The organism is Micromonospora sp. 067-2 (assembly GCF_046549295.1).
Lineage (GTDB): Bacteria > Actinomycetota > Actinomycetes > Mycobacteriales > Micromonosporaceae > Micromonospora.
Genome location: NZ_JAJPWB010000012.1, coordinates 42,551 through 66,299, shown reverse-complemented (window position 1 = coordinate 66,299; position 23,749 = coordinate 42,551). Strand labels below are relative to the sequence as shown.

Sequence of the window (23,749 nt, the reverse complement as noted above, 5' to 3'; positions counted from 1 at the left end):
TGTTTCTGCCACATAGCTCGTGGGTGACGTCACTTCTAGCGTGAGCCGACACGAAGAAGTTCCTTCCCCTCCGAGTCCTCATGTGGAGTCGCAATGACGGTCCGGACGACGCGGCGGGTGTTCCTCTCCGCCGCCACGATGATGGCCGCGGCGTTGGCCGCCACGGCCTGTGGCAGCCCGCAGGACACCGCCACCGGCGGCGGCGACAGCGCCGCGCCGGTCAAGGTCGGCCTGGTGTACTCCCAGTCGGGAGCCCTGGCCAGTTACGGCAAGCAGTACGTCGAGGGTTTCAAGGCGGGGCTCGACTTCGCCACGAAGGGCACCGGCAAGGTGGGCGACCGGAAGATCGAGCTGACCGAGGTCGACGACGCGGGCGACCCGGCCAAGGCGGTCTCCGCCGCGAAGGACCTGATCGGCAAGGGCACGAAGATCATTGCTGGTTCCACCGCCTCCGGTGTGGCGCTGCAGGTCGCGCCGATCGCGGCGCAGAACAAGGTCCTGTTTCTCTCCGGGCCGGCAGCCACAGACGCGGTGACCGGCGCCAACAAGTACACCTTCCGCTCCGGCCGGCAGTCCTACCAGGACGTGGTGACCGCCAAGTCGTTCATCGGAGATCCGTCCGGCAAGAAGGTCGTGGTCTTCGCCCAGGACGGCGCTTTCGGCGACGCCAACGAGGCGGCCGTGAAGAAGGTCATCGGTGGCGCGGGCGCCACCGTGAGCAGCGTCCGGGCACCGGCCAGCGCCACCGAGTTCACCCCGTTCGCCAGCCAGATCAAGTCGGCCAAGCCGGACCTGCTCTTCGTCGCCTGGGCCGGCACCACCGCACCGGCCATGTGGCAGAGCCTCGACCAGCAGGGCGTGCTCTCGTCCACCACGGTCGTCACCGGTCTGGACATCCGCTCCTCCTGGCCGACGTTCGGCGCTGCCGGCGCGAAGATCTCCTTCCTGTCGCACTACTTCGACGGTGCCAGTGACACCGAGGCCAGCAAGGCACTGAAGGCCAAGGTCTCCACCATCGACCTGTTCCACCCGGACGGCTTCGCCGCCGCCCAGATGGTGGTCCGGGCCGTGCAGGAGGGCGGCGACGACGTCGACAAGATGGTGACCGCCCTCGAGGGCTGGAGCTTCGACGGGGTCAAGGGCAAGATGACCATCCGGGCCGCCGACCACGCGCTGCTGCAGCCGATGTTCCAGGCCAAGCTGACCGGCAGCGGCACCGCCTTCACGGCGACCGCGCAGAAGAGCCTCACCGGCGACGAGACCGCGCCGCCGGCCGTGGCCATGAAGGGCTGACACATGCTCGCCACCCGCGGTCTGACCTGGCGGATCGGTGAGGTCGCCATCGTCGACAGCGTCTACCTCGACCTGGCGCCCGGGGAGTTCCTGGGCGTCATCGGGCCGAACGGTGCCGGCAAGACCTCACTGTTCAACCTGATCACCGGCCTGCGCCAGGCCACGGAGGGCCGGATCACCCTGGACGGGCAGGACATCGGGGCGCTCGCGCCGCATCGGCGGGCCCGCCTCGGGCTGGGCCGGACGTTCCAGGCGTCCTCGGTCTTCGGCTCGCTGAGCGTGCAGGAGAACGTCCGGCTCGCCGTGCAGGCGCACCGCGGGGGCTCGATGAAGATGTGGCGGCGGGCGGCGGCCGACCGGGAGGTGGCCGCCGCCGCCGACGAGGCGCTCGACCGGGTCGGGCTCGCCCACCGGGGTACGGCGCTGGCCGGCACCCTCGCGCACGGCGAGAAGCGCAAGTTGGAGATCGCCCTGCTGCTGGCCGGCGAACCGCGGGTGATGTTGCTGGACGAACCGATGGCCGGGGTCAGCGCCGAGGACGTGCCCGAGCTGGTCTCGGTGATCAAGTCGTTGACCCTGGACGCCGACCGGGCGGTGCTGATGGTCGAGCACCACATGGACGTGATCCTGGAGCTGGCCGACCGGATCGCCGTCATGCACCACGGCGCGCTGCTGGCCTGCGACACCCCGGAGACGGTGATGGCCAACCCCACGGTGCAAGAGGCCTACCTGGGGGAGGCGCTCTGATGGAACCGGTTCTCACGGTGGAGGACCTGTCGGTCCGGATCTCCGGGCTGCACATCCTCCAGGGGGTGTCCTTCGCGGTCGCCCCGACCGGCGTGACCGTCCTGCTCGGGCGCAACGGCGTCGGCAAGACCACCACGCTGCGCGCCATCGTCGGCCTCACCCCGCCCGCCGGCGAGGTGCGCGGCACCATCCGGATGGGCGCACAGAGCCTGCTGGCCCGGCCCACCCACCGGTTGGTCCGCGGTGGGCTCGGCTACGTGCCCGAGGACAGGTGCGTGTTCGCCGGCCTCACCGTCGCCGAGAACCTGCGGCTCGCCGAGCGGCGGGGCACCGATCCGGCGTACGACAAGGTCTTTGCGCTCTTCCCGGAGCTGGACCGGCGCGGACGGCAACGGGCCGGTTCGCTCTCCGGAGGGCAGCAGCAGATGCTCGCCATCGGCCGGGTGCTGCTCAACGACAACCGGCTGCTGCTGGTCGACGAGCCGACCAAGGGGTTGGCGCCGAAGGTGGTGACCGAGGTGGCCGAGGTGCTGGAGCGGGTCGCGGAGTCGGTGCCGGTGCTGCTCGTCGAGCAGAACCTGGCGGTGGTACGCCGGCTGGCCCGCGACGCGGTGGTGCTGGCCGCCGGCAAGGTCGCCTGGACCGGCGAGGCCAGGGACTTGTTGCTGGAGACCGCCCTGACCAGGTCGCTGCTCGGCGTCGGCTCGGCGGAGGTGAGCGCGCCGAGCGCGAGGAGTGAGCTGGCGAGCCCCGCGGTCACGAGGAAGGACCGGCTCTGATGGGCACGATCATCCTGCTGACGTTGACCGGGCTGGGCCTGGCGGCGCTCTACTTCCTGGTCGCCTCCGGGCTGTCCCTGGTCTTCGGCCTGGCCGACGTCCTCAACTTCGCGCACGGTCTGTTCCTCGGCGTCGGCGCGTACGGGACCTGGTGGGCGGCGGGCAACCTGCCGGGCGCCGGCTCCGACGGGCTCGGCTTCGTGTTCGCGGTCGCGTTCGGGGTGGCCGCCGGCACGCTGGTGGCGATCCTGGTCGAGCTGGTGCTGATCCGCCCGCTCTACTCCCGGACCATCGAACAGGTGCTGGTCACCGTCGGTCTGTCCCTGGCTGGCGTGGCGTTGCTGCAGGCCACCTGGGGTGCCGACGCCCGGCCGTTCCCCCGGCCGGACTGGACCCGCCAGGTGACCGGGATCCTCGGCGCGCAGGTGCCCAACGGTGGTCTGCTGCTGATCATCGCGGCGGTCCTGGTGCTGGGTGCGCTGCTGGCCTTCCTGCGCTGGACGCGGTACGGCCTGGTGATCCGGGCCGGGGTGGAGAACCGGGAGATGGTGACCGCGCTCGGCATCGACGTGCGCAAGGCGTTCACCCTGGTCTTCGCGATCGGCGGCGCGGCTGCCGCGCTCGCCGGTGCGCTCGGCGGGGTCTACTTCGGCACCGTCTCACCCGGGCAGGGCGGATCGCTGCTGATCTTCGCGTTCATCGTGGTGGTGATCGGCGGCATGGGTTCGGTGGTCGGCTCCGCGTACGCGGCGGTCGTGGTCGGGCTGGTCCAACAGTTCGTCAACTACTACGGCACGTCCGGGCTGGGCGACATCTGCGTGGTCGGGCTGCTGGCCGTGGTGCTGCTGCTGCGCCCGCAGGGCATCGCCGGAAAGGTGGCAACAGCATGACAGTGATCGACGCGCCTCCCGCGCAGGTGCCCGCCGAGCTGAACCCGCAACGGGGGCGGTGGCACCGGGCCCGCCCGTTCCTGCCGCTCGTCGCGCTGGCCGTCCTCGCGATCCTGCCGTACTCGACGATCTCCCTGCCGGGGATCTTCGAGGGGCCGGTCAACTCGCCCGGCACCCTGCAACTGCTCGCCATCTGCCTGATCTTCGGGGGCCTGGCGGCCGGGTACGACCTGCTGTTCGGCCGCACCGGGATGCTCTCCTTCGGGCACGCGCTCTACTTCGCCGCCGGCGTGTACGGCACCGACATCCTGGTCACCCGGGCCGGCCTGCCGCTGTGGCAGGCGGCGCTGCTGACCGTCACCGGCGGCACGATCCTCGCCGCGCTGCTCGGCGCGGTGGCACTGCGGACCGTGGGCATCGCCTTCGCCATGGTCACGCTGGCCTTCGCCCAGGTCGGGGCGATCCTGGTCGCGCGGGACTTCGGCGGGCTCACCGGCGGCGAGGAGGGCCTGCCACTGGACGTCTCCGGGCTGCCCGCCGGGCTGGTGGGGGTGACGAACACGGTCAACCTGTACTGGCTGGCGCTCGCATACCTGACCGTGGTGGTCTTCGTGGTGCACCGGGTGAGCGGTTCGCCGACCGGTCGGGTGCTCGCCGGGCTGCGCGACGACGAGCGGCGGATCGGCGTGCTCGGGCTCGACCCGTACCGCTACAGGTTGGTGGCCTTCACCCTGGCCGGCGGGTTGGCGTCGGCGGGCGGGGTGGTCTACGTCCTGATCGTCGGCGGCGCGTCGCCGCACGTCACCTCGTCGGAGCTGACCCTGTCGCTGCTGGTCATGGTGGTGCTCGGCGGGCCGGGCACCCGGTGGGGGCCGGTGCTCGGTGGTGTCCTCTACATGTACCTGGACCACCGCCTCACCGCCCTCGGCACGAGTGACGCGGTCGACGATCTGCCGGCCGTCCTCGGCCACCCCCTGAGTCAACCCCTGTTCGTTCTGGGCGCGGTCTTCATCCTCGCCGTCTACTTCTTCCCCGGCGGCCTGGCAAGCCTCACCTCCCGCCTACATCCCCTCCTGGCGGCCGCCCGCCGCCGCTGACCTCGGGTCACCGGCCCGCCCCGCGTCAGCGGCAGTAGAGCGTCATCGACCTGTCGGCGCGCACCTGCCGGTAACCGGCGACCGCATCGGGCCCGGTGACCGCCTTCGTCGCGGTGATCAGGACGCAGTCCGCGTCCCATCTTGCTGCCACCGCGCCTCGCTCGGCCGGCGTGGCCGTCGCCGTCCGCAGCCGCCGACGGTCGGCCGCGCGGGCCTTCTCGTCGCCGATCCACGGATCTGGCCAGCCCGGGTTGACCGTGAAGTAGCCCAGCCAGTTGAGGTGCCGGTCGCTGGTCCTCTGGTCGGTGAGGATCGTCGCGCCCTCGGGCACGTACCGGCTGATCTGGTCGTAGCGGTGGCTGGGGCCACTCAGACTGGGCGTGCTCGCCTGCGCCTGGGCCGCTGGTGGCAGGGCCCGGACCGGCACCGCCCCGAGGAACCCGTTCAGCGGTGTGACGTCCACCGCCAGCCCGGCCAGAAAGACCACGGCGGCCAGCGCGGCCAGGGCCCGGCGGGCGGCCGGCCGGATCACGGGCACGCTCTGCTCGTCGCCGAAGCGACCCACCGCACCGGCGACGAAGGCTCCGAACGCGACGTGCAGGGACAGCATCGCCAGCGGCATCACCCGCAGCAGGTGGTACTGCCCGGCGAAGCCGACCGCGAGCGCCACGACGGCCACCGCGAAGATCAGCACCAGCGGGTCGCGACGCTGGTCCCGCAGGCGTAGAGCCAGCGGCACGAGCCCGAGCAGCCCGTACGCGCAGGAGAGCTGGATCGGATCGAGCATGCCGTCGCGGAGCTGTCGGTGGATCTCCACGAACTCGGGGGCCCCGGTCAACAGTTCACCGACCGTCGTGAACGGCCACGCGGCCACCAGCAGGAACGCACCCGCCGCGACGAGGGCGACGCGGAGCAGGTCGGCGGCCCGCCACCGTGGGCCGGCGCAGAGCAGTACCGCCAGCGCGCCGACGGCCGTGTTCACCGCCGTGAACGAGTGGATCAGTGTGATCGTGGCGCCGAGCAGACCGAAGGTGACCAGTGAGGTGAGGTCCCGATGCCGGCGGTGATGCAGCAGCCGGTCCAGGGCGAGCAGCATCAGCCCGAACGCGGTCGTGCTCGGGTACGCCACCACCTCGGCGAGCGAACGCAGCGACAGGAAGCCGCTCCACACCGGCGGCCGGATGCCCCAGAGGAACAGGGTGGCGAGCAGGGCCACCGCCGCACCGCCGGCCGAGGTGACGAACCAGCGGCAGAACCGGCGGAACGACCAGACCAGCAGAACGGTGTTGAGCACCGCGAGCACGCCGAACACCGCGGTCGGTGCCGCTCCGGTGCCGCGTACGGTCGCTGCCAGCAGCCAGATCAGCGGTGAGTAGTAGGGGCTCGAAGACCCTGCGCCGGTCATCGGGTCGGGTGGGGTGAGCAGGTCCCGGGACAGGGCCCGAACCGTCCCGACGTGCAGCAGGAAGTCGGTGGTCCAGGTGTGCTGGACGGCCACCGCGACCGACCAGACGACCAGGCCCGCCGCCAGCACCAGGTACGGGTCGACCCGCCCGAGCCACCGTTGGCGCGGCGGTTGTTCGTCCCGGGTCGGGCTCAGCTGCGTGTCGACGGTCTGCTGCACGCGGGGATCCTATAGATCGCGGTCCCCGGGGGGCCACCGCCTCGCGGCAGCCGGGATCGGCACGTGGTGGTGGTAGAAATGCCGGATGAGCCAGGATCGGGTTGCGGTACGGGAGCGGGCCGAGGCGGTGCTGCGCCGGCTGGCCGGTGACCACGCCCGGCTGCGCGAGGACCAGTGGCGGGCCATCGAGGCGCTGGTCGTGGACCGGCGGCGGGTGCTCTGCGTGCAGCGCACCGGCTGGGGCAAGTCGGCGGTCTACTTCGTGGCCACCGCTCTGCTGCGCGACCGCACCGACGCCGCCGGCACCAACGGGGTCGGCGAGCCCGCCGGCCCGACCGTCATCGTGTCGCCGCTGCTGGCACTGATGCGCAACCAGGTCGAGGCGGCTGCCCGGGCCGGCATCCGGGCCCGCACGATCAACTCGGCGAACCTGGACGAGTGGGACGAGATCACGGCAGAGATCCAGGCCGGCACGGTGGACGTGCTGCTGATCAGCCCCGAGCGGCTCAACAACCCGGACTTCCGCGACGGGGTGCTGCCCAAGCTCGCCGCGACCACCGGGCTGCTGGTGGTCGACGAGGCGCACTGCGTCTCCGACTGGGGGCACGACTTCCGGCCCGACTACCGCCGGCTGCGTACCTTCCTCGCCGAGCTGCCGGAACGCACCCCGGTGCTGGCCACCACCGCCACCGCCAACGCCCGGGTGACCGAGGACGTGGCGGAGCAACTGGGGGACGCGCTCGTCCTGCGCGGCACCCTGGACCGCGAGTCGCTGCGCCTCGGCGTGCTCGATCTGCCCAGCCCGGCGCACCGGCTGGCCTGGCTCGCCGACCACCTGGACCACCTGCCCGGCTCCGGCATCATCTACACGCTGACCGTCGCGGCGGCCGGCGAGGCGGCCGAGTTCCTCGCCTCCCGCGGCTACCCGGTGGCCTCGTACACCGGCCAGTCCGACGACGCCGACCGTCGCGCCGCCGAGCAGGACCTGCTGGACAACAAGATCAAGGCGCTGGTCGCGACGAGTGCGCTCGGCATGGGCTTCGACAAGCCCGACCTGGGTTTCGTGGTCCACCTCGGTGCCCCGCCCTCGCCTATCGCCTACTACCAGCAGGTCGGCCGCGCCGGCCGGGCCGTCGAGCACGCCGAGGTGCTGCTCCTGCCCGGCGCCGAGGACATCGCCATCTGGCGCTACTTCGCCTCGCTGGCATTCCCGCCGGAGCACCAGGTCCGCGCCGTGCTGGCCGCCCTGCACACCGACCGGCCGCTCTCCACCCAGGCCCTGGAACCGCTGGTCGACCTTCGTCGGACCCGGCTGGAGCTGATGCTCAAGGTGCTCGACGTGGACGGCGCGGTCCGCCGGGTGCGCGGTGGCTGGCTCGCCACCGGCGAGACCTGGGTCTACGACGAGGCCCGGTTGCGCCGCGTCGCCGAGGCGCGCACCGTCGAGCAACAGGCCATGCGGGAGTACGCGACCACGCCCGGCTGCCGGATGCGGTATCTGCGGGAGTGCCTGGACGACACCGGGGCGGCCGACTGCGGGCGGTGCGACCGGTGCGCGGACCCGCTGTTCACCTCGGACGTGTCGACGGCCGCGCTGGCCCCCGCGCAGACGTTCCTGGGCCGACCCGGCGTCCAGATCGCCCCGAAGAAGCTCTGGCCGACCGGGCTGGACGCCGTGGGCGTACCCCTGAAGGGCCGGATCTCCCCGGCGGAGCAGGCGCTGCCGGGCCGGGCCGTCGGACGCCTCTCCGACCTGGGCTGGGGTGGGCGGCTGCGCGACCTGGCGGGGCCGGACGCGCCGGACGCGCCGGTGCCCGACGACGTGGTCGACGCCGTGGTGGAGGTGCTCAAGGCGTGGGCGCACGGGAACGATCCGTGGCCCCGCCGTCCGGTCGCGGTGGTGGCGGTCGGTTCCCGTCGGCGGCCCCGGCTGGTCGGCTCGCTGGCCGAACGGATCGCCGCCGTGGGCCGACTGCCGCTGCTCGGCGAGGTCACCTCCACCGGCGCGGGCGGGCCGCGCGGCAACAGCGCCCAACGGGTACGCGCGCTGCACGACACCTTCGCCGTGCCGGCCGGACTGGCTGAGGCGCTCGCCGACCTGGCCGGCCCGGTGCTGCTCGTCGACGACCTGGTCGACTCGGGCTGGACGATGACGATGGTGACCCGCGCCCTGCGCAGGGCCGGCGCGCCGGACGTACTCCCGCTGGCCCTGGCCGTGGCCGGCTGATCCCGTTGCGCGCCCTCGGCGGAAAAGTTCCCGGGCGAGCCGGATTGCGACCGTCGCCACGCCGTGCCGGCGTCGGCCGGGCCGCACCCACCGCGGCGGTACCGTGGGCGACATGACCGATCAGCCCGTCACCCGCGCACACGCCGTCGCCGGGACGAGGTCCGCGCGGTGCGGACGGGCGGCCGGCCAGGCGTTGGACGTCGGCGGTGTCTGACGAGACCTCCGCCGCGCCGGACCGGAGCACCCTGCGGCTGGCGCTGCTGGTCGGCGGGCTGGTGCTCGCGGTGCTGCTCGGCTTCGGCCTCGGCCGGCTGAACGCCGGAGGCACCACCGCCGGTAGCCCCACACGGGCCGCCGACCACACCCACCCGCCGGGCACCCAGCCGCACGACCACGGCTCCACCACCGGCACCGACCAGGGCGTGGGCACCGAGCCCGGCGGGCTGTCGATCAGCTCGGCCGGGTACTCCCTGGCCCCGCTCGCCACCGAGTTCCCGGTGGGTCGCCCAGGTCAGCTCCAGTTCCAGGTGCGGGACGCGCAGCGCCGGTCGGTCACCCGCTTCGCCGTCGTGCACGACAAGCCGCTGCACCTCATCGTGGTCCGCCGGGACCTGACCGGCTACCAGCACCTGCACCCGACGATGGCTGCGGACGGCACCTGGTCCGTGCCGCTGACCCTCGGGCAGCCCGGTGTGTGGCGGGCGTACGCCGACTTCACCGTGGTCGCCGACGACGGCTCCCAGACCGCCGTGACCCTCGGCGCCGACCTGGTCGCACCCGGCGACTACGAACCCAGCGCGCTGCCGGCGGTGGCGACCTCGACGACGGTGGACGGATTCAGAGTCGGCTACCAGGGCAGCCCGCAGGCCGGGGCGACGGTGCCGCTGACCTTCCGGATCGACGCCGCCGACGGCTCGGCGCCGCTGGAGCGCTACCTCGGGGCGTACGGGCACCTGGTGGCGTTGCGCGAGGGCGACCTGGGTTACCTGCACGTGCACCCGGAGCCGGAGTTGGTGGACGGCCAGGTGAGGTTCTGGCTGACCGCTCCCGGCCCCGGCCGCTACCGCCTCTACCTCGACTTCCAGGTGGCCGCTTCGGTGCACACGGCCGAGTTCACCGTCACGATCCCGTGAGCCGGCAGGCCCGCAGAGCCGGAGCCGGGGATCAGCCGGCGCGGCGGACGGTGCGGCGGGCCAGGTAGCGGAGCAGGTCGCGGATGTGGTGCTTCTCCTCGGCGGGGACGGCGGGGTCGGCAAGCCGGTCCAGGATCGCCCGGACGTCCGCCTCGACCGGGCCGTCATCTGTGCGTCGGCGGGGCGCCGGGCCGGCGTCGGGCAGCCCGAGCGCCCGGAACGCCGCCGCGACCGGCAGGTCCAGTGCGGAGCAGAAGCCACGTACCTTGGCCAGTTCGGGGTAGTCCTGCCAGTCACCGGCCAGCCAACGGAACACGGTCGAGCGGCCCACGCCCGTGTGTGCCGCGAGATCGGTCACGGTCCACCCGCGTTCGTCGCGGGCGTCGTCGATGGCGCGCCGGACGAAGCGGGCGAAGGCCATCTGCGGCGAAACCTCTGGGGAGCCCATCCTTGCGGGTCTTCCTCTCCCGGCCGGAGCACTGGGGGCGGTGCGCCTTCCGAGGGTAGTACGCCTGAGGCCCCAAACAATTGACTGAGCGCACAAACTGTCCCGTGGACGGGACTTTTTCCCGGGCAGTCTGGAAGCCGACCGACAATCCGTACCGAGCGATCATCGTCGTTGTTCCACTAAGCTCGGTGCCCGTCCCGGTATGGCGCCCGTGCGCCTGCCACGCCCGACCGGACACCGCCGAGGAGCACCATGGCCGAATCGAGCCGTCCGCAGCCGTACCAGCCCGGTGCGGTGAGCCTCTTCTTCGTTGCCAAGGCTGGCGTCTTCGCCACCGCGTTCTGGATCTGGCTGCTGGTTCTGGTGCTCCGCACCGAGGCGGCGACCGGTGCCCATCTCCTGGCCGCCACCGGCGCGATCACCACCACGCTGGTGACGGTCGTGCTGGGGGCCCGCGTGGCGTTGCAGCGCAACGCCGCCGTCCGCCACGCCGAGATGAAGAAGCTGCTGGTCGACATCTCCTGGAACGCGTTCGCCGCTGCCGGCAACGCCGAGAGCGGCGGTCAGGTGGTGCCGTTCCCGACGGGGTCGGGCGACGGCGACTGGGCCGCCCAGCGGGCCGGCGGCGAGCGCGTGTCGGCCCTCGACCGCGGCGCCGGCACCCGGGACCGTAGCAGCAACGGCGACCGCCGCCGCTGACCGACCAGGGGACTGCGGCAGCAACGGCGACCGCCCCTGCTAGCCGACCAGGGGCACCGCCAGCAGCGTCTGCAGTCGGGGCGTGACCTGCCACTGGTCGACCAGCTCGCGGTACTCCGTGTGCTGCGGGTCGGTCGCCGCGGTGCCGGTCCTGCGTGCCCGGATCAACAGGTTGCGCGGGGTGTGCTGCGAGTCGACGAACTCCACCACCTCGGCCCGGTAACCGTGCACCCGCAGCAGCCCGGCCCGCAGCGCGTCGGTGAGGACGTCGGCGAAACGCTCCCGCAGGATGCCCTGCCGGGTCAGCAGCTCGTACGGGGGCGGCGCGGGGTTGGCGCGCAACTGCTTGGCCAGGTCGTGGTGGCAGCACGGCGCGGCGAGCACCCAGCGGGCCTCCCAGCGCACCGCGCGGGCCAGCGCCTCGTCCGTGGCGGTGTCGCAGGCGTGCAGCGCCAGGACCAGGTCCGGTGCGGGGTCGACGACGGCGTCGGCGATCGTGCCGGCCACGAAGCTGACCTTGTCGGCCCAGCCGAGTCGCTGTGCCAGCTCGGTGTTGCGCCGTCGCTGGTCCTCCCGGACGTCCACGCCGACCAGCTCGACATCGAGCCCTCGACCCGCCAGGTAGCGGTACGCGGCGAAGGTCAGGTAGGCGTTGCCGCAGCCCAGATCGACGACCCGCAGTGCGCCCGTGAGGTCGTCGGGCAGTGTCGCGGCCAGGGCCCGCAGGAAGGCGTCCACCTGGCGGCGCTTGGCCGCCGAGCCGCCGATCTCGGTGAAGATCTCATCGCCCGGATCCAGCAGGTACTCCTTTGCCCGGTCATGTCCGGCCGGCGTGGCGGTCGGTCGCGCCGTCGCCGCCCGGTGCACCTGCGCATCGCCGGACTTGGTCACCCGCAGTTGGAGCGTGGCGTCCGCCGTCTCCACGTGCCAGTTGCCGAACGGCTCGGCCAGCAACTCGTCGACCGCGGCGGCCGTGTCCGGGCCGGGGGCGACGTTGCGCGTGTACGGCCGGGCACCGTCGGAGGTGGCGATCTGCAGCCGGGGGCCGGCCTTGAGTGTCACCGGCCGCAGCTCGGCCCGTACCACCGTGGGACGGTGTCCACGGCGACGGCCGGCGGCGACCGCCCGGGTCAGCGCGGGGTCGAGCAGCAGCGTTCTGACCTCGGCCAGGGCGGCGTCCAGCGGTTCTGGCATTGCTCCAACTTTCTCGGTGGGGTGGGGCCAGCCCTCCGGGAGGGTGGTCCCCGGCTCCGATGCCGTGGGTTCCGGCCCCGACGGTGCGACGGCCCCGACAGTGCGACGGCCCCGACGGTGCGACGGCCCCGACAGCGACGTCCCCGCACCTGTGGACCGGTGCGGGGACGTCGGATGTCGCGCAGATCAGTCGGCGGTGGCCTCAGCCGGCGTACCCGCGCCGGAACCGCCACCACGGCGGCGCCTGCGGCGGCGCGGCTTGACCGTTTCGCCGTCGCCGACGGCCGTGGCTGACTCGGCCTGCTCGGCCGGCGGTGCATCGGCGGCGATCACGGCGGTCGGCTCGCCCGTGACCGCCTCGCCGGCCCGGCGGCGACGCCGACGACGCGGGGTACGGGTGCCGTCCTCGTCGGTGGCTGCGGCGTCCGGAAGTGCCTCGGCGGCCGGCGTGCCGGCGTCGGCGCGGTCCCGGCGGTCGTCGCTCCGACCGCGGCGCTCGCCCCGACCCTCGCCCCGGCCCTCACCCCTGCTCTCACCGCGTCGGGAGCCCCGGCCACCGCTGTCACCCCGGCGGGAACGCGTCCCGCCCAGGTCCTCCTCGATCTCGGCCGACAGCCCGGCCCGGGTCCGCTCCGCGGTGGGCAGGGTGCCCGCGACATCCGTGGAGATGTGCAGGTCGGTGTAGAGGTGCGGAGAGGTGTGGTACGTCTCCAGCGGCTCCGGCATCTCCAGACCGAGGGTCTTGTCGATGATCCGCCAACGGGGCATGTCGTCCCAGTCGACGAAGGTGACCGCGACACCTGTCGCGCCCGCCCGGCCGGTCCGGCCGATGCGGTGGGTGTAGGTGTCCTGGTCTTCCGGGCAGTCGTAATTGATCACGTGGGTGACGCCGGTGACGTCAAGTCCGCGGGCCGCCACGTCGGTGGCAACCAGGATGTCGATCTTCCCGGCCCGGAACGCCCGTAGTGCCCGCTCGCGGGCGCCCTGGCCGAGGTCGCCGTGCACCGCGGCCACCGCGAACCCGCGGAAGTCGAGGTCTTCGGCCACCCGGTCGGCGGCCCGCTTGGTGCGGGTGAAGATCATGGTCAGACCGCGCCCCTCGGCCTGCAGGATGCGGGCCACGATCTCGACCTTGTTCATCGAGTGGGTGCGGTAGACCAGCTGTTGGGTCTGCGGCGACGGGCCGGTCTCGGCGGTGTGCCCGGCGTGGATCGTCATCGGCTGGCGCAGGAAGCGCCGGGACAGGGTGACGATCGGGTCCGGCATGGTGGCCGAGAAGAGCATGGTCTGCCGGTCCTCCGGCAGCATCGCCAGGATCTTCTCGACGTCGTCGAGGAAGCCCAGGTCGAGCATCCGATCGGCCTCGTCGAGCACCAGCGCGTGCACCCGGTCCAGTCGGAGGTGCTTCTGCTTGGCCAGATCGAGCAGCCGGCCGGGGGTGCCGACCAGGACCTCGACGCCCTTGCGCAGCGCGTCGACCTGCGGCTCGTACGCCACGCCGCCGTAGATCGGCAGCACGCGGACGCCCCGCGTCCGACCAGCGGCGGCCAGGTCCTTGGCGACCTGGATGCCCAGCTCGCGGGTGGGGACGACGACCAGTGCCTGGGGTACGCCGTCACTGCCCTCGCTCGGCGCGAAGACCCGCTCCAGCAGCGGTACGCCGAAGCCGAGGGTCTTGCCGGTGCCGGTGGGCGCCTGGCCGATCAGGTCGACGCCGCGGAGCGCGATCGGGATCGCGTACTCCTGGATCGCGAAGGCGCGGGTGATGCCGGCCGCGGCCAGCGCCTCGACGGTCTCCTCGCGGGCGCCGAGTGCGGCGAACGTGGGAGCCTCCGGTCGAACCGGGGCGGTGGGAGCCAGTTCCTGGCCGTCCATCAGATCTTGAGTCAGCTCGCTCATGTGGATGTGGGGGTGCCCTCTCGTGGGTGCGCCCCATCATGTCCTCAGGGCGCGTTCGGTGTGACGCGGGCCACACGGTCGGGGGCAGAGTGCCGAGCCGGACCGGGCCGCACGCGCGCCGCGGGCTGAGCTTCGATCAGATCGGCGCCCACGGCAACTGCTCTATGCTACCTGAACAGGCCAGCACCCGTTCAGATTCCCCGTTCGGTACTCGCCACCCGGGGGCCTTTGATGTGACCTGCGTCACATAATCATCGACCCGCCGTCGTACCACACGCGGGTCACACCGTGCGAACCGCGCACGGTAACCTGCGCTCGTGTCCGCGCCGACCACCCCCGGTCCCGCCGTCGCCGACCTGCTCGGCCTGGTCGCCTCCGGTGAGTTGCTCGCCTTCGAACGGATGGCCGGCGACGCCCGGCTCGCACCCGACCTACGCCGCCGCGCCGCACTGAGCGAGATGGCGGCGGCCGAGATCGCCAACTACCGCCGGCTCGCCGACCGGCTCACCTCGCTGGGCGTGCCGCCCGAAGACGCGATGGCGCCCTACCTGCGGCCCTTGCAGGCCTACCACGACTCGACCGAGCCGCGGGACTGGGCCGAGGTGGTGACGAAGGCGTACGTCGGCGACGCCATCACCGACGACTTCATCCGCGAGATCACCGGCGCGCTGGACGAGCCCGACCGGCAGTTGGTGCTGGACGTGCTGCACGACTCCCGGTACGCGGAGTTCGCCGCCGCGGAGATCCGGGTGGCCGTCGCGGCCGATTCCCGGGTGGCGGACCGGCTCTCCATGTGGGGCCGCCGGCTGGTCGGCGAGGCGTTGTCCCAGGCCGGCCGGGTCGCCGCCGAGCGGGCTGCGCTCACCGCGCTGATCGCGGCGGGTGACAGGGTCGACGTTCCGGCCCTGTTCCGACGGCTCACCGCCGCGCACACCGCACGCATGGTCGCCGTCGGGCTGAACAACTGAGCACCTGGGTCAACGGGTGCGGCGCCGGCCCGCGGCAGGTGGGTCTGCGCCAACCTGCCGCGACGGCCGGACCGCTCAGCGGACGGTGAACCCGACCGAGCGGGGCGACGCCTCGGCGATCTCGACGTAGGCCACCTTGTCGATCGGCACGATCACCCGCCGGCCCTTCTCGTCGGTCAGGGAGAGCGTGCCGCCGTTGTTGGCGAAGGCGTCGGTCACGATCTGCTCGATCTCGGCCGGCGACTGCGCGCTGTCCAGAACCAGCTCGCGCGGCGCGTACTGCACGCCGATCTTGACCTCCACTGTGCCTCCTCAACTGGGGCGATGACCGCCCTGCGAAGGCTATCCGATCACGGGGGCGGCGGTCAGGCTGACTCACCTTGCAGCGGGAAGCTGGCGATACCCCGCCAGGACAACGCGGCCACCAACGCCTCGGCCTCGGCCTTCGGCACCTGCCGACCACCGGCCAGCCAGAACTGTGCCGCCGTCTCCGCCGCACCGACCAGCCCGGAGGCGAGCAGCTCGGCGTGCGCCCGGCTGACCCCGGTGTCGGAGATGATGGTGTCGGTGATCGCGGCGATGCAGCCCTGCTCGACCCGCTCGACGCGTTGCCGTACCGCCGGGTCGTTGCGGAGGTCCGATTCGAAGACGAGGCGGAACGCCTCGCTCTCGTGGTCGACGAAGTCGAAGTACGCCTGCACGGACGCGCCGACCCGCTCCTTGTTGTCGCTGGTGCCGCGCATCGCGTCGTGCACCTTGGCGACGATGGCGTCACAGTGCGTGTCCAGCAGCGCCAGGTAGAGGTCCATCTTTCCCGGGAAGTGCTGATAGAGAACCGGCTTCGAGACCCCGGCCCGTTCGGCGATGTCGTCCATCGCCGCGGCGTGGTAGCCCTGCGCGACGAACACCTCCTGCGCCGCTGCCAGCAGCTGCTTGCGGCGTGCGGAACGAGGCAGGCGGGTGGGCCGGCCGGCGGTCTGCGCACCGTTGCCCGCAGCGGTCATGGGATCCTCCGAGTTGTCCGTACGAGCCGGCATTTTTCCCCCAGACCGGGCGACACCCGTGACCCCCGTCGTGGAAATGGCCCGCCGCTGTAACTTATCGCCACTGTCAGCACACGGTAGCCTCAGCGAGGGCGACCAAGGAGCGCGCGGTGAGTGAAACAGGGCAACCCGGAGCCCCCACCCCGGGAGAGCACGGCGACGACACGGGTCAGCACGACGACCCGAGTCGTCCCGTCAGCGGGTGGGCGCCTCCGACGGGCGGGTGGTCCCGCGGGGCGCCGTCGCCCCCGGCGGAGACCGACACCCCCGCCGAGCACGAGGGCGCCCGGGAGCAGGCACCGCGGTGGCAGTCCGACCCCTCGTCCGGCTGGCGCACCTCGTCCTCGCGGCATGGTGACCTGCCGCCCCCCGTGGGGGGTCTGCCGGATGGCGTGGAGCCGCCGGCCCGGGGGGTCAACGGCCATCACGTCAATGGCGTCCGCCACGCCGACTCCGAGACCGGCGGCGTCCGCCAACCCGGCGGCGAGCCCCCGCCGGTCCGACCCGCGCCGGTGAGCGCGCCGCCCGGGCTGACTGCGCCGCCCGGGCTGACCGCGCCGCCCGGGCTGACCGCGCCGCCCGGGCTGACCGCGCCGCCCGGGCTGAGCGCCGACGACCGGCCCGACCATGTCGGCGACCGGCTGGTGGTGCCCGCCCAGCGCCCCGCACCGACGCGGGAGCAGGGGACGGGCGAGCCCGACGCCGGCTTCTCCCGGCACTCCACCACGGATCCAGCCGACGGCCACAGCGCCCGGTGGGCCGCCCCCGGCCCGCCGACCTCGGCGCCCCCGGCCGTCCAGGTGCCGCCCGTCGGCACCGCCGCCTCAGGCTTCGAGGTGCCGCCCGGCTTCCACGCGCCCAGCGGTGAGCGGCCGGCCGCCGACGAACCGCCGGTCCTGTCCCGCAGTTGGCGGGCCCCGCTGACCCCCGACGCGTCGGCCGAGCCGGGGCGATCCCCGGCCCGCGCCGGGCCCGCCGACGACTCCGAGCCGGGTCGGGCCACCAGGGGCGCCATCGGTGGGGAGCCACCCCGGGCCGGGGAGAGCGCCGCCATCGAGCCGGACTGGTCCGGGCCGAGCTGGAACCGCCCGAGCTGGGGCAACGGTTGGGCCCCGCCCTGGTCGCGGCAGGATGGCGAGCCGACCGACCGCCCGACCCGGGCCGAGCCGGGATGGGTCGCCGAGCCCAACCGGCCGTACGAGCCGGCACGCGTCGAGTCACCCCGTCCGTACGAGCCCGTACGCGTCGAACCGCCCCGTCCGCACGAGCCCGGCCGGGGCGAGTCTGAGCCCGAGGCGTCGCCGGAGCGCGGTGCGGCCGAACGGCCCTCCTGGGCTGGCGGGCCGGCAGGCGAGCCGACCAATGCCCCGCCGGCGGAACGCCCGTCCTGGGCCGGCTCCGCCTCCACCGGTGCCCCGCGGGCTGATCGGCCGTCGTGGGCCGGCGGCTCGGGTCCGGCGCCCGCCAGTGGTCCGCGATCCGATCGGCCGTCGTGGGCCGGCGGCTCGGATCCGGCGCCTGCCAGCGGTCCGCCGTCCCCGCCGTCCTGGGCTGATCCCGCCCCGACCAGTGGTCCGCCGCCCGGCCGGCCATCCTGGGCTGGCGGTGCGACCCCGGCACCGGCCAGCGGCCCACCGTCGCGTCCATCCTGGGCCGGGTCGGCCCCGGCCAGCGGGCCTCCTTCCCGTGGCGGCGACCTGGTGCCCAGCAGTTCGCCACCTGACCAACGGCCTTCGTGGGCCGGCCCGACACCGGCCGGAGGGCTGGCGCCGACCGAGGCGCCAGCCGGACCACCTCCGGTGCCGGCCGACGCGCCACCGGCCCCGACCGGCCCGGCGCTGGCTGCCGAGCGGCCATCCTGGGCCGGCGGATCACCGACGCCTCCGCCGAGCGTTCCGCGGGTCGAGCGGCCCGACTGGTCCGAGGGACGCCTCCCGGCGACCCCGGCCGAACGCCCGTCCTGGCCGGTCGGCCGGTCGGCGAGCACGCCCCGCGCGAGCGACGCGGACGAGGCGTCCGGCCTACTCCGGCCCGAGACCCGGCCGGCCGCGCCGTTCCGGCTCCGACCGGAGACTCCCGAGCCGCCGCCCGTGTCGTCCCCCGTCGAGCCACCCGGCACAGCAGCTCCCCTGGCGACCGGCGCGTCGCCGACCGCTGCCCCGCCGACCTCGAACGGAGTCGTCCCGCCCTCCGCCACGACCGGGTCCGGGCGCCGCGACCGGATCCCACCCGCGCCCGCTGCGACGAACGCTTCTCCGTACGCGGCCCGCCGATCCGCCCCCGACCCGGCGTCGCCCGCAGCACCGGCCGACGACCGTGGGCTGCCGGACCAGTCGTCAGCGGTGCTGCCGCAGCGCGTCCCTGCGGAACCGGACGTGCCCGTCGTGCCGGAGCCGCCAGCCGTGGAGCCACCTGCCGAAACCCCGGAACTCGCCCGCATCGCCACCCACCTGCGCCGCGACGACGAACCGGCACCCCTGCGGGAGCGCCCCGAGGGGTTCGACGTGAACGCCATCCTGGACGCCGTTCGGGGAGTGGCCGGCGTACGCGACGCCGCGCTGCGCCGTACCCCGGCCGGCGCGCACAGTCTCCGTCTGGATCTGTCCGACGGCGCCGACCCTGCCGAGGTGAGCCGACAGGTGGCCCGGCTGCTGCAGGAACGGATGGGGCTGGCCGCCGCACCGCAGAACGTGCCCGGCCTGCCCACCACGCCGGTCCCGCCGGTCCGCCGTCGGCCCGCCGAGCCCCGGCCCGCCGAGCGACATTTCACCGACGCCGAGCCGCGTGACGTCGGAGCGGAATCGCGTACCGGCGAGGTGCGGCCTCCCAGGTCGCCCGCCGTCGGGTCGCCCTCGGGCGGCCGGGTCGAGGCCCCGCCCGCGAACACCGGGCCGGGGGCCGGGGCGGACAGCTCGCGCCGACGCCGGTCGAGCGTCCCGCACCGGGGTCGCGCCACCGTCGAGGAACCGGGCTCGGTCTCGGCCGCGCCCGCCGGTGCGGCAACCGGCAGCCCGGCGACGGCCGGCACGTCGTACTCCGGTGGTCAGGTGACCACGACCGAGTCGGCCCCGTCCCGACCGCTGGACACCGGCGGCGCGCCGGGGCCGCGCGTGGTCATCGACCACGTGCAGGTCAGCACCTTTGGCCTGGACGCGAACGTGGAGGTCCGGCTGCTGGCCGGTGGTGAGAGCGCCGCCGGGTACGCCACCGGGCCGGCCGTGGACGGCTACGTGCTGCGGCTCTGCGCGGTGGCCGCGGCGGCGGCGGTGGACGAGTTGCTGCGCGGCACCGAGAACGCCGAGCGGGGGCGTTGCTTCGTCGAGCACGCCGCGGTGGTGCCGTTCGGCAACTGCGAGGTGGCCACCGTGGTGGCGCTGCTGGTCTGTGACGGCTGGGTCGAGCAGCTCGCCGGCTCGGCCCTGGTGGCCGGTGACCCACGACAGGCGGTTGTCCGGGCGACGCTGGCGGCGGTCAACCGCCGGTTGGAAGCGCTGCTGTCCTGAGTGGTCGGGGGCAGACTGGAGCGATGAAGGACGCCACCCTCTGGCCCGACCACCTACTTCCCGAGGAGCGGGTCCCTCCGCCGTGGCCGGGTCGGGAGGTCCGGCTCGACGGCCTGTTGACGTACGTGCGGGACACTCCGGCCACCGCCGTCGGCGCGGAGCCGGCGCTGTACGTGCACGGGCTGGGCGGGTCGTCGCAGAACTGGACCGACCTGGCCGGGCTGCTCTCCGACCGGCTGGACGGCCAGGCCATCGACCTGCCCGGGTTCGGCCGCAGCGAGCCGGGCCGCCGCTACACCATTCCGGCCTTCGCCGATCTGGTGATCCGCTGGATCGAGCACTCCGGTCGGGGGCCGGTGCACCTGTTCGGCAACTCGCTGGGCGGCGCGATCGCGGTCCAGGTGGCCGGGCTCCGGCCCGACCTGGTCCGCACCCTCACCCTGATCTCTCCGGCGCTGCCGTTCCTGGATTTCCGACGTTCGTTGCAGGGGCGGATGCTGCTGGTCCTGGCCATTCCGCGGGGTGAACGCCTGGTCGCCAGGCGGCTCACCCAGCTCGCCCCCGAGGTGATGGCCCAGCAGGTCCTGGAGGCGTGCGTCGCCGACCTCAGCCGGATCTGCGAGCAGCGCCGGGCCGAGGCGTTGGAGGAGATCCTGGTGCGCTACGAGGCGGAGCACTACGCCGCCGCGTACGTCCGGACGTTCCGCGGTCTGGTCTCCAGTTTCGTGCGGGCGTACCTGCCGGGGTCGGGTTCGTTGTGGCGGCTGGCCGGGGCGGTGCGCGCGCCCACCCTGGTGGTGGGTGGCCGGCAGGACCGGCTGGTCGACGTGCGGGTGGCGCCGCAGACCGCCCGGGTCATCCGGGACAGCCGCCTGCTGATGCTCGACGGCGTCGGCCACGTGGCGCAGTTGGAGGTGCCCCGCCTGGTGGCCCGGGCGGTGGTCGGCCTGCTCGCCGAAACGGAGGAGACCGCCAGGCGGCCTGATCTGGCAGGCTGACCCGGGTGCGCACCTCTGCCCGCCGCCCAGGTCACCTTCAGCGACGATTCGCGCCGATCGCCCTGCTGATGGCCATGCTGCTGACTGTCGGCGCGGCGGTCTCCGTGATCGCCGAACGGTCGGGCCGGCACGGCGGCTCCGAGCGGATGACCTCCGAGGAGTTTCCCACCGCGCCGCCGCTGGTCGCCGGGCCGCTGCCGCCGTCGGCCGACCCGTCGCCGTCCGGGCCGCCTGTCGGGGCACCGAGCCCGACTCCGGTGCTGCGGCTGGCGGGTGCGGTGCCGACTGCCGGTTCCGGCCGGTTCGGTTACGACCACCGCACCGGCCCGGTGCTGGGTCGCGCCGGTGACCTGCAGCACTACCGGGTGGCGGTCGAGTCGGGCAGTGGCGAGGACGCCGCCGCGTTCGGGCAGGTGGTCCAGGCGGCGCTGACCGGGCCGGGCAGCTGGGTTGACAGTGGCCGGCTGCGGTTGCAGCAGGTGCCGGAGGGCTCGGCCCAGAACTTCACCGTCTATCTGGCCACGGCCCGTACGGCGGGCCGGATGTGCGCCGATGGTGGGGTGAACATCTCGATCGGCGGCCGCCCGTACACCTCATGCCGGGCCCCGGGGAGGGTGATCATCAATCTGGATCGGTGGCGGTTGTCCGTGCCGCACTACGTCCAGGCCGGTGTGCCGCTGTCGGTCTACCGGACGTACGTGGTCAACCACGAGGTGGGCCACCAGTTGGGGCACCGGCACGAGCGCTGCCCGGGCGCGGGTCGACCGGCGCCGGTGATGATGCAGCAGACGCTCTTCCTCGACGGGTGCCGGGTCAATCCGTGGCCGTACGTCGACGGCCGCCGTTACGCAGGCCCTGCTCTCTGAGCGCCAACGTTTATAATGATTATTGCGTTTTAGTAGCCAAAAGAGGCTAAATGCCCGAATAATCTGGCAGGCTGGGCTCATGATGCCGTCGTCCTCCTACGGCCCACCCGAGCCGCCTGGCCGACCGGAATCCCGGGCCCAGGGCACCCGGCCGTCGCTGATCCGGATGCGCCGCCGACGCCGTCGCAGTCTGCTGCTCGGTCTGGGCCTGCTCGCCGTCGGGGGCGGGGTGGTGCTCACCTCGGGCGGCGAACCGCCGGCCGAGGTGCCGGCCGCCACCCAGGGCCGGATGGGCCACGGCGGGGGAGCGATCGCACACCCGGCACCCACCAGCTACCCGTCGGTCGGCGCAGGGCGGTTCACCGCCGCCGACGGTGGGAGCGCGGTGCACGGCGAGGACGGGCCGTTGCACCGTTACCGGGTCGCGGTGGAGCGCGGCACCGGCCAGGACGCCGAGGCCTTCGCCGCCGCCGTGGACGGGGTGCTCACCGACCCGCGCAGCTGGATCGCCTCCGGTCACCTGCGTGTACAGCGGGTGGCCGACCCGGGGGCCGCCGACTTCACCATCTACCTGGCCACCCCGGTCACCTCGGAGCGGATGTGCGCCGAGGGTGGGCTGACCACCGAGCGTTACACCTCCTGCCGGCTGCCCGGCCGAGTCATCATCAACCTGGCCCGCTGGATCGAGGCGGTGCCCGACTACGGCGCCCCGTTGGAGACGTACCGCACCTACGTGATCAACCACGAGGTGGGTCACGAGTTCGACATGCAGCACGAGGCCTGCCCCGGTCCGGGACAGCCGGCGCCGGTGATGCAGCAGCAGACGTACGGCCTGGACGGCTGCGTCGCCAACGCCTGGCCCTACCTCGACGGCCGCCGCTACGCGGGGGACATTGTCCCCTGATCGGCGCCTCCGTCTGTTATTCCCGCTCCCGCATCTCGGGCCACGTGTCCTCCCTCATGGCCGTGCGGTGCCCCGGCGAGCAACAATGGCGCGGTTCACACCGCCGATCCCGGGGAGTCCACCGTGTCGTTGCCCCCGCTCGTCGAACCCGCCGCCGAGCTGACCGTTGACGAGATCCGCCGCTACTCACGCCACCTGATCATTCCGGACGTCGGCGTCACCGGGCAGAAGCGGCTGAAGAACGCCCGGGTGCTCTGTGTCGGCGCCGGTGGGCTCGGCTCACCCGCCCTCCTGTACCTCGCCGCGGCCGGGGTCGGCACGCTCGGCATCATCGACTTCGACACCGTCGACGAGTCCAACCTGCAGCGCCAGGTCATCCACGGCGTGTCCGACATCGGCCGGTCCAAGGCCGAGTCCGCCGCCGCCTCGATCCGCGAGATCAATCCGCTGGTCAACGTGGAGATCCACAACACCGCGCTGGACCGGGAGAACGTCCGCGAGATCTTCGCCCGGTACGACCTGATCGTCGACGGCACCGACAACTTCGCCACCCGGTACATGGTCAACGACGCGGCGGTGCTGCTCGGCAAGCCGTACGTCTGGGGTTCGATCTACCGCTTCGACGGCCAGGCGTCGGTGTTCTGGGCCGAGCACGGCCCCTGCTACCGGTGCCTCTACCCGGAGCCGCCGCCGCCCGGCATGGTGCCGTCCTGCGCGGAGGGCGGCGTGCTGGGTGTGCTCTGCGCGTCCATCGGTTCGATCCAGGTGAACGAGGCCATCAAGCTGCTCACCGGGATCGGCGAGCCGCTGGTCGGCCGGCTGATGGTCTACGACGCCCTGGAGATGGAATACCGCAAGATCAAGGTCCGTAGGGACCCGAACTGCGCTCTCTGCGGCGAGAACCCGACGGTCACCGACCTGCTGGAGGACTACGAGGACTTCTGCGGCGCGGTCTCCGACGAGGCCCAGGAGGCGGTGGTCGACTCGACCATCACCGCGCTGGAGCTCAAGGAGTGGCAGGACGCCGGCAAGGACATCTTCCTGGTCGACGTCCGCGAACCGGCCGAGTACGAGATCGTCCGGATCCCCGGCTCCACCCTGATCCCCAAGGGCGACATCATCTCGGGCGACGCGCTCGCTCAGCTCCCGCAGGATCGGCAGATCGTGTTGCACTGCAAGTCGGGCGTCCGCTCCGCGGAGGCGCTCGCCGCGCTCAAGGCTGCCGGGTTCCGCGACGCCGTGCACGTCCAGGGCGGCGTGCTCTCCTGGATCAAGCAGATCGACCCGTCGCTGCCCGCGTACTGATCGGCGGAGCCGGGGCGACCACACGGCCGTCCCGGCGCCGGCCGGCCGTCGCCGCTCGTGGATCGACGCAGATTGCTCCGGGTGGCCTGCCGACCGAAAGCGACGCAGCCATCCCCGGCTGGCCGATTCCCC

19 protein-coding genes and 1 pseudogene are annotated in these 23,749 nt (G+C 73.2%); 14 read left to right on the top strand and 6 right to left on the bottom strand.

Annotation, left to right across the window (positions count from 1 at the left end; genetic code table 11):
* Positions 1 to 93: 93 nt before the first annotated feature.
* The 5 genes from ACLJN9_RS26800 to ACLJN9_RS26780 are packed head-to-tail and all read left to right on the top strand — an operon-like array spanning position 94 to position 4,806.
* Positions 94 to 1,293, top strand: coding sequence for a substrate-binding domain-containing protein (locus ACLJN9_RS26800; RefSeq protein ID WP_410814393.1), 1,200 nt, complete (start codon positions 94 to 96; stop codon positions 1,291 to 1,293).
* A gap of 3 nt (positions 1,294 to 1,296) precedes the next feature.
* The gene (locus ACLJN9_RS26795; protein ID WP_410814392.1) at positions 1,297 to 2,040 is read left to right on the top strand and encodes an ABC transporter ATP-binding protein; all 744 of its coding nucleotides are present in this window, start codon (positions 1,297 to 1,299) and stop codon (positions 2,038 to 2,040) included.
* Entirely contained in the window at positions 2,040 to 2,819 is a 780-nt protein-coding gene (locus ACLJN9_RS26790; protein ID WP_410814391.1) for an ABC transporter ATP-binding protein, read from the top strand. The genes ACLJN9_RS26795 and ACLJN9_RS26790 overlap by 1 nt, the downstream gene beginning before the upstream one ends.
* On the top strand, positions 2,819 to 3,709 hold the full coding sequence (locus ACLJN9_RS26785; RefSeq protein WP_410814390.1) for a branched-chain amino acid ABC transporter permease: 891 nt from the start codon (positions 2,819 to 2,821) through the stop codon (positions 3,707 to 3,709). Before ACLJN9_RS26790 ends, ACLJN9_RS26785 begins: the two co-directional genes overlap by 1 nt.
* Positions 3,706 to 4,806 (top strand): branched-chain amino acid ABC transporter permease, encoded by a 1,101-nt coding sequence (locus ACLJN9_RS26780; protein ID WP_410814389.1) that lies wholly within the window; start codon positions 3,706 to 3,708, stop codon positions 4,804 to 4,806. The genes ACLJN9_RS26785 and ACLJN9_RS26780 overlap by 4 nt, the downstream gene beginning before the upstream one ends.
* A gap of 25 nt (positions 4,807 to 4,831) precedes the next feature.
* Here ACLJN9_RS26780 and ACLJN9_RS26775 read toward each other — a convergent pair whose 3' ends face one another.
* Positions 4,832 to 6,430, bottom strand: coding sequence for a hypothetical protein (locus tag ACLJN9_RS26775; RefSeq protein ID WP_410814388.1), 1,599 nt, complete (start codon positions 6,428 to 6,430; stop codon positions 4,832 to 4,834).
* Positions 6,431 to 6,515: 85 nt separating this feature from the next.
* On the opposite strand from ACLJN9_RS26775, the gene ACLJN9_RS26770 reads away from it, so the two are divergent.
* Together ACLJN9_RS26770 and ACLJN9_RS26765 are read left to right on the top strand one after the other, a co-directional pair.
* Positions 6,516 to 8,657, top strand: coding sequence for a DEAD/DEAH box helicase (locus tag ACLJN9_RS26770; protein WP_410814387.1), 2,142 nt, complete (start codon positions 6,516 to 6,518; stop codon positions 8,655 to 8,657).
* A gap of 206 nt (positions 8,658 to 8,863) precedes the next feature.
* Positions 8,864 to 9,790 (top strand): hypothetical protein, encoded by a 927-nt coding sequence (locus ACLJN9_RS26765; protein ID WP_410814386.1) that lies wholly within the window; start codon positions 8,864 to 8,866, stop codon positions 9,788 to 9,790.
* A gap of 31 nt (positions 9,791 to 9,821) precedes the next feature.
* On the opposite strand, the gene ACLJN9_RS26760 is transcribed toward ACLJN9_RS26765, so the two are convergent.
* Entirely contained in the window at positions 9,822 to 10,238 is a 417-nt protein-coding gene (locus tag ACLJN9_RS26760) for a helix-turn-helix domain-containing protein (protein ID WP_410814385.1), read from the bottom strand.
* Between the two features lie 252 nt (positions 10,239 to 10,490).
* On the opposite strand from ACLJN9_RS26760, the gene ACLJN9_RS26755 reads away from it, so the two are divergent.
* On the top strand, positions 10,491 to 10,937 hold the full coding sequence (locus tag ACLJN9_RS26755) for a hypothetical protein (protein WP_410814384.1): 447 nt from the start codon (positions 10,491 to 10,493) through the stop codon (positions 10,935 to 10,937).
* Between the two features lie 39 nt (positions 10,938 to 10,976).
* On the opposite strand, the gene ACLJN9_RS26750 is transcribed toward ACLJN9_RS26755, so the two are convergent.
* A complete protein-coding gene (locus ACLJN9_RS26750; protein ID WP_410814383.1) occupies positions 10,977 to 12,131 on the bottom strand; it encodes a class I SAM-dependent methyltransferase in 1,155 nt (384 codons plus the stop codon).
* 186 nt (positions 12,132 to 12,317) lie between these two features.
* A complete protein-coding gene (locus ACLJN9_RS26745; RefSeq protein ID WP_410814382.1) occupies positions 12,318 to 14,030 on the bottom strand; it encodes a DEAD/DEAH box helicase in 1,713 nt (570 codons plus the stop codon).
* Positions 14,031 to 14,347: 317 nt separating this feature from the next.
* Here ACLJN9_RS26745 and ACLJN9_RS26740 point away from each other — a divergent pair, with 317 nt between their 5' ends.
* Positions 14,348 to 14,998: a ferritin-like fold-containing protein gene (locus ACLJN9_RS26740; RefSeq protein WP_410814381.1), complete on the top strand. Its 651-nt coding sequence runs from the start codon at positions 14,348 to 14,350 to the stop codon at positions 14,996 to 14,998.
* Positions 14,999 to 15,073: 75 nt separating this feature from the next.
* On the opposite strand, the gene ACLJN9_RS26735 is transcribed toward ACLJN9_RS26740, so the two are convergent.
* Positions 15,074 to 15,301 (bottom strand): DUF3107 domain-containing protein, encoded by a 228-nt coding sequence (locus tag ACLJN9_RS26735; protein ID WP_410814380.1) that lies wholly within the window; start codon positions 15,299 to 15,301, stop codon positions 15,074 to 15,076.
* Positions 15,302 to 15,363: 62 nt separating this feature from the next.
* Positions 15,364 to 16,002 carry a TetR/AcrR family transcriptional regulator gene (locus tag ACLJN9_RS26730; RefSeq protein WP_410814379.1) on the bottom strand — a complete coding sequence of 213 codons (639 nt, stop codon included), beginning with the start codon at positions 16,000 to 16,002 and terminating at the stop codon, positions 15,364 to 15,366.
* A gap of 1,814 nt (positions 16,003 to 17,816) precedes the next feature.
* On the opposite strand from ACLJN9_RS26730, the pseudogene ACLJN9_RS26725 reads away from it, so the two are divergent.
* The 5 genes and pseudogenes from ACLJN9_RS26725 to moeZ all read left to right on the top strand — a co-directional run.
* Positions 17,817 to 19,544, top strand: a pseudogene (locus ACLJN9_RS26725) (hypothetical protein); the annotation flags it as partial.
* 23 nt (positions 19,545 to 19,567) lie between these two features.
* Positions 19,568 to 20,542 (top strand): alpha/beta fold hydrolase, encoded by a 975-nt coding sequence (locus ACLJN9_RS26720; protein WP_410814378.1) that lies wholly within the window; start codon positions 19,568 to 19,570, stop codon positions 20,540 to 20,542.
* A 5-nt stretch (positions 20,543 to 20,547) separates the two neighbouring features.
* Positions 20,548 to 21,408: a DUF3152 domain-containing protein gene (locus ACLJN9_RS26715; protein ID WP_410814377.1), complete on the top strand. Its 861-nt coding sequence runs from the start codon at positions 20,548 to 20,550 to the stop codon at positions 21,406 to 21,408.
* A 79-nt stretch (positions 21,409 to 21,487) separates the two neighbouring features.
* Entirely contained in the window at positions 21,488 to 22,312 is an 825-nt protein-coding gene (locus tag ACLJN9_RS26710) for a DUF3152 domain-containing protein (protein ID WP_410814376.1), read from the top strand.
* Positions 22,313 to 22,435: 123 nt separating this feature from the next.
* The gene (moeZ, locus tag ACLJN9_RS26705) at positions 22,436 to 23,617 is read left to right on the top strand and encodes an adenylyltransferase/sulfurtransferase MoeZ (protein ID WP_410814375.1); all 1,182 of its coding nucleotides are present in this window, start codon (positions 22,436 to 22,438) and stop codon (positions 23,615 to 23,617) included.
* Positions 23,618 to 23,749 lie beyond the last annotated feature (132 nt).

Excerpts from the sequence above, each read along its gene's own strand:
- ACLJN9_RS26780 (WP_410814389.1), top strand. The coding sequence starts at position 3,706 with ATGACAGTGATCGACGCGCCTCCCGCGCAGGTGCCCGCCGAGCTGAAC.
- ACLJN9_RS26760 (WP_410814385.1), bottom strand. The coding sequence starts at position 10,238 with ATGGGCTCCCCAGAGGTTTCGCCGCAGATGGCCTTCGCCCGCTTCGTC.
- ACLJN9_RS26790 (WP_410814391.1), top strand. The coding sequence starts at position 2,040 with ATGGAACCGGTTCTCACGGTGGAGGACCTGTCGGTCCGGATCTCCGGG.
- ACLJN9_RS26745 (WP_410814382.1), bottom strand. The coding sequence starts at position 14,030 with ATGAGCGAGCTGACTCAAGATCTGATGGACGGCCAGGAACTGGCTCCC.
- ACLJN9_RS26795 (WP_410814392.1), top strand. The coding sequence starts at position 1,297 with ATGCTCGCCACCCGCGGTCTGACCTGGCGGATCGGTGAGGTCGCCATC.
- ACLJN9_RS26750 (WP_410814383.1), bottom strand. The coding sequence starts at position 12,131 with ATGCCAGAACCGCTGGACGCCGCCCTGGCCGAGGTCAGAACGCTGCTG.
- ACLJN9_RS26755 (WP_410814384.1), top strand. The coding sequence starts at position 10,491 with ATGGCCGAATCGAGCCGTCCGCAGCCGTACCAGCCCGGTGCGGTGAGC.
- ACLJN9_RS26710 (WP_410814376.1), top strand. The coding sequence starts at position 21,488 with ATGATGCCGTCGTCCTCCTACGGCCCACCCGAGCCGCCTGGCCGACCG.
- ACLJN9_RS26730 (WP_410814379.1), bottom strand. The coding sequence starts at position 16,002 with ATGACCGCTGCGGGCAACGGTGCGCAGACCGCCGGCCGGCCCACCCGC.
- ACLJN9_RS26785 (WP_410814390.1), top strand. The coding sequence starts at position 2,819 with ATGGGCACGATCATCCTGCTGACGTTGACCGGGCTGGGCCTGGCGGCG.
- ACLJN9_RS26720 (WP_410814378.1), top strand. The coding sequence starts at position 19,568 with ATGAAGGACGCCACCCTCTGGCCCGACCACCTACTTCCCGAGGAGCGG.
- ACLJN9_RS26800 (WP_410814393.1), top strand. The coding sequence starts at position 94 with ATGACGGTCCGGACGACGCGGCGGGTGTTCCTCTCCGCCGCCACGATG.
- ACLJN9_RS26770 (WP_410814387.1), top strand. The coding sequence starts at position 6,516 with ATGAGCCAGGATCGGGTTGCGGTACGGGAGCGGGCCGAGGCGGTGCTG.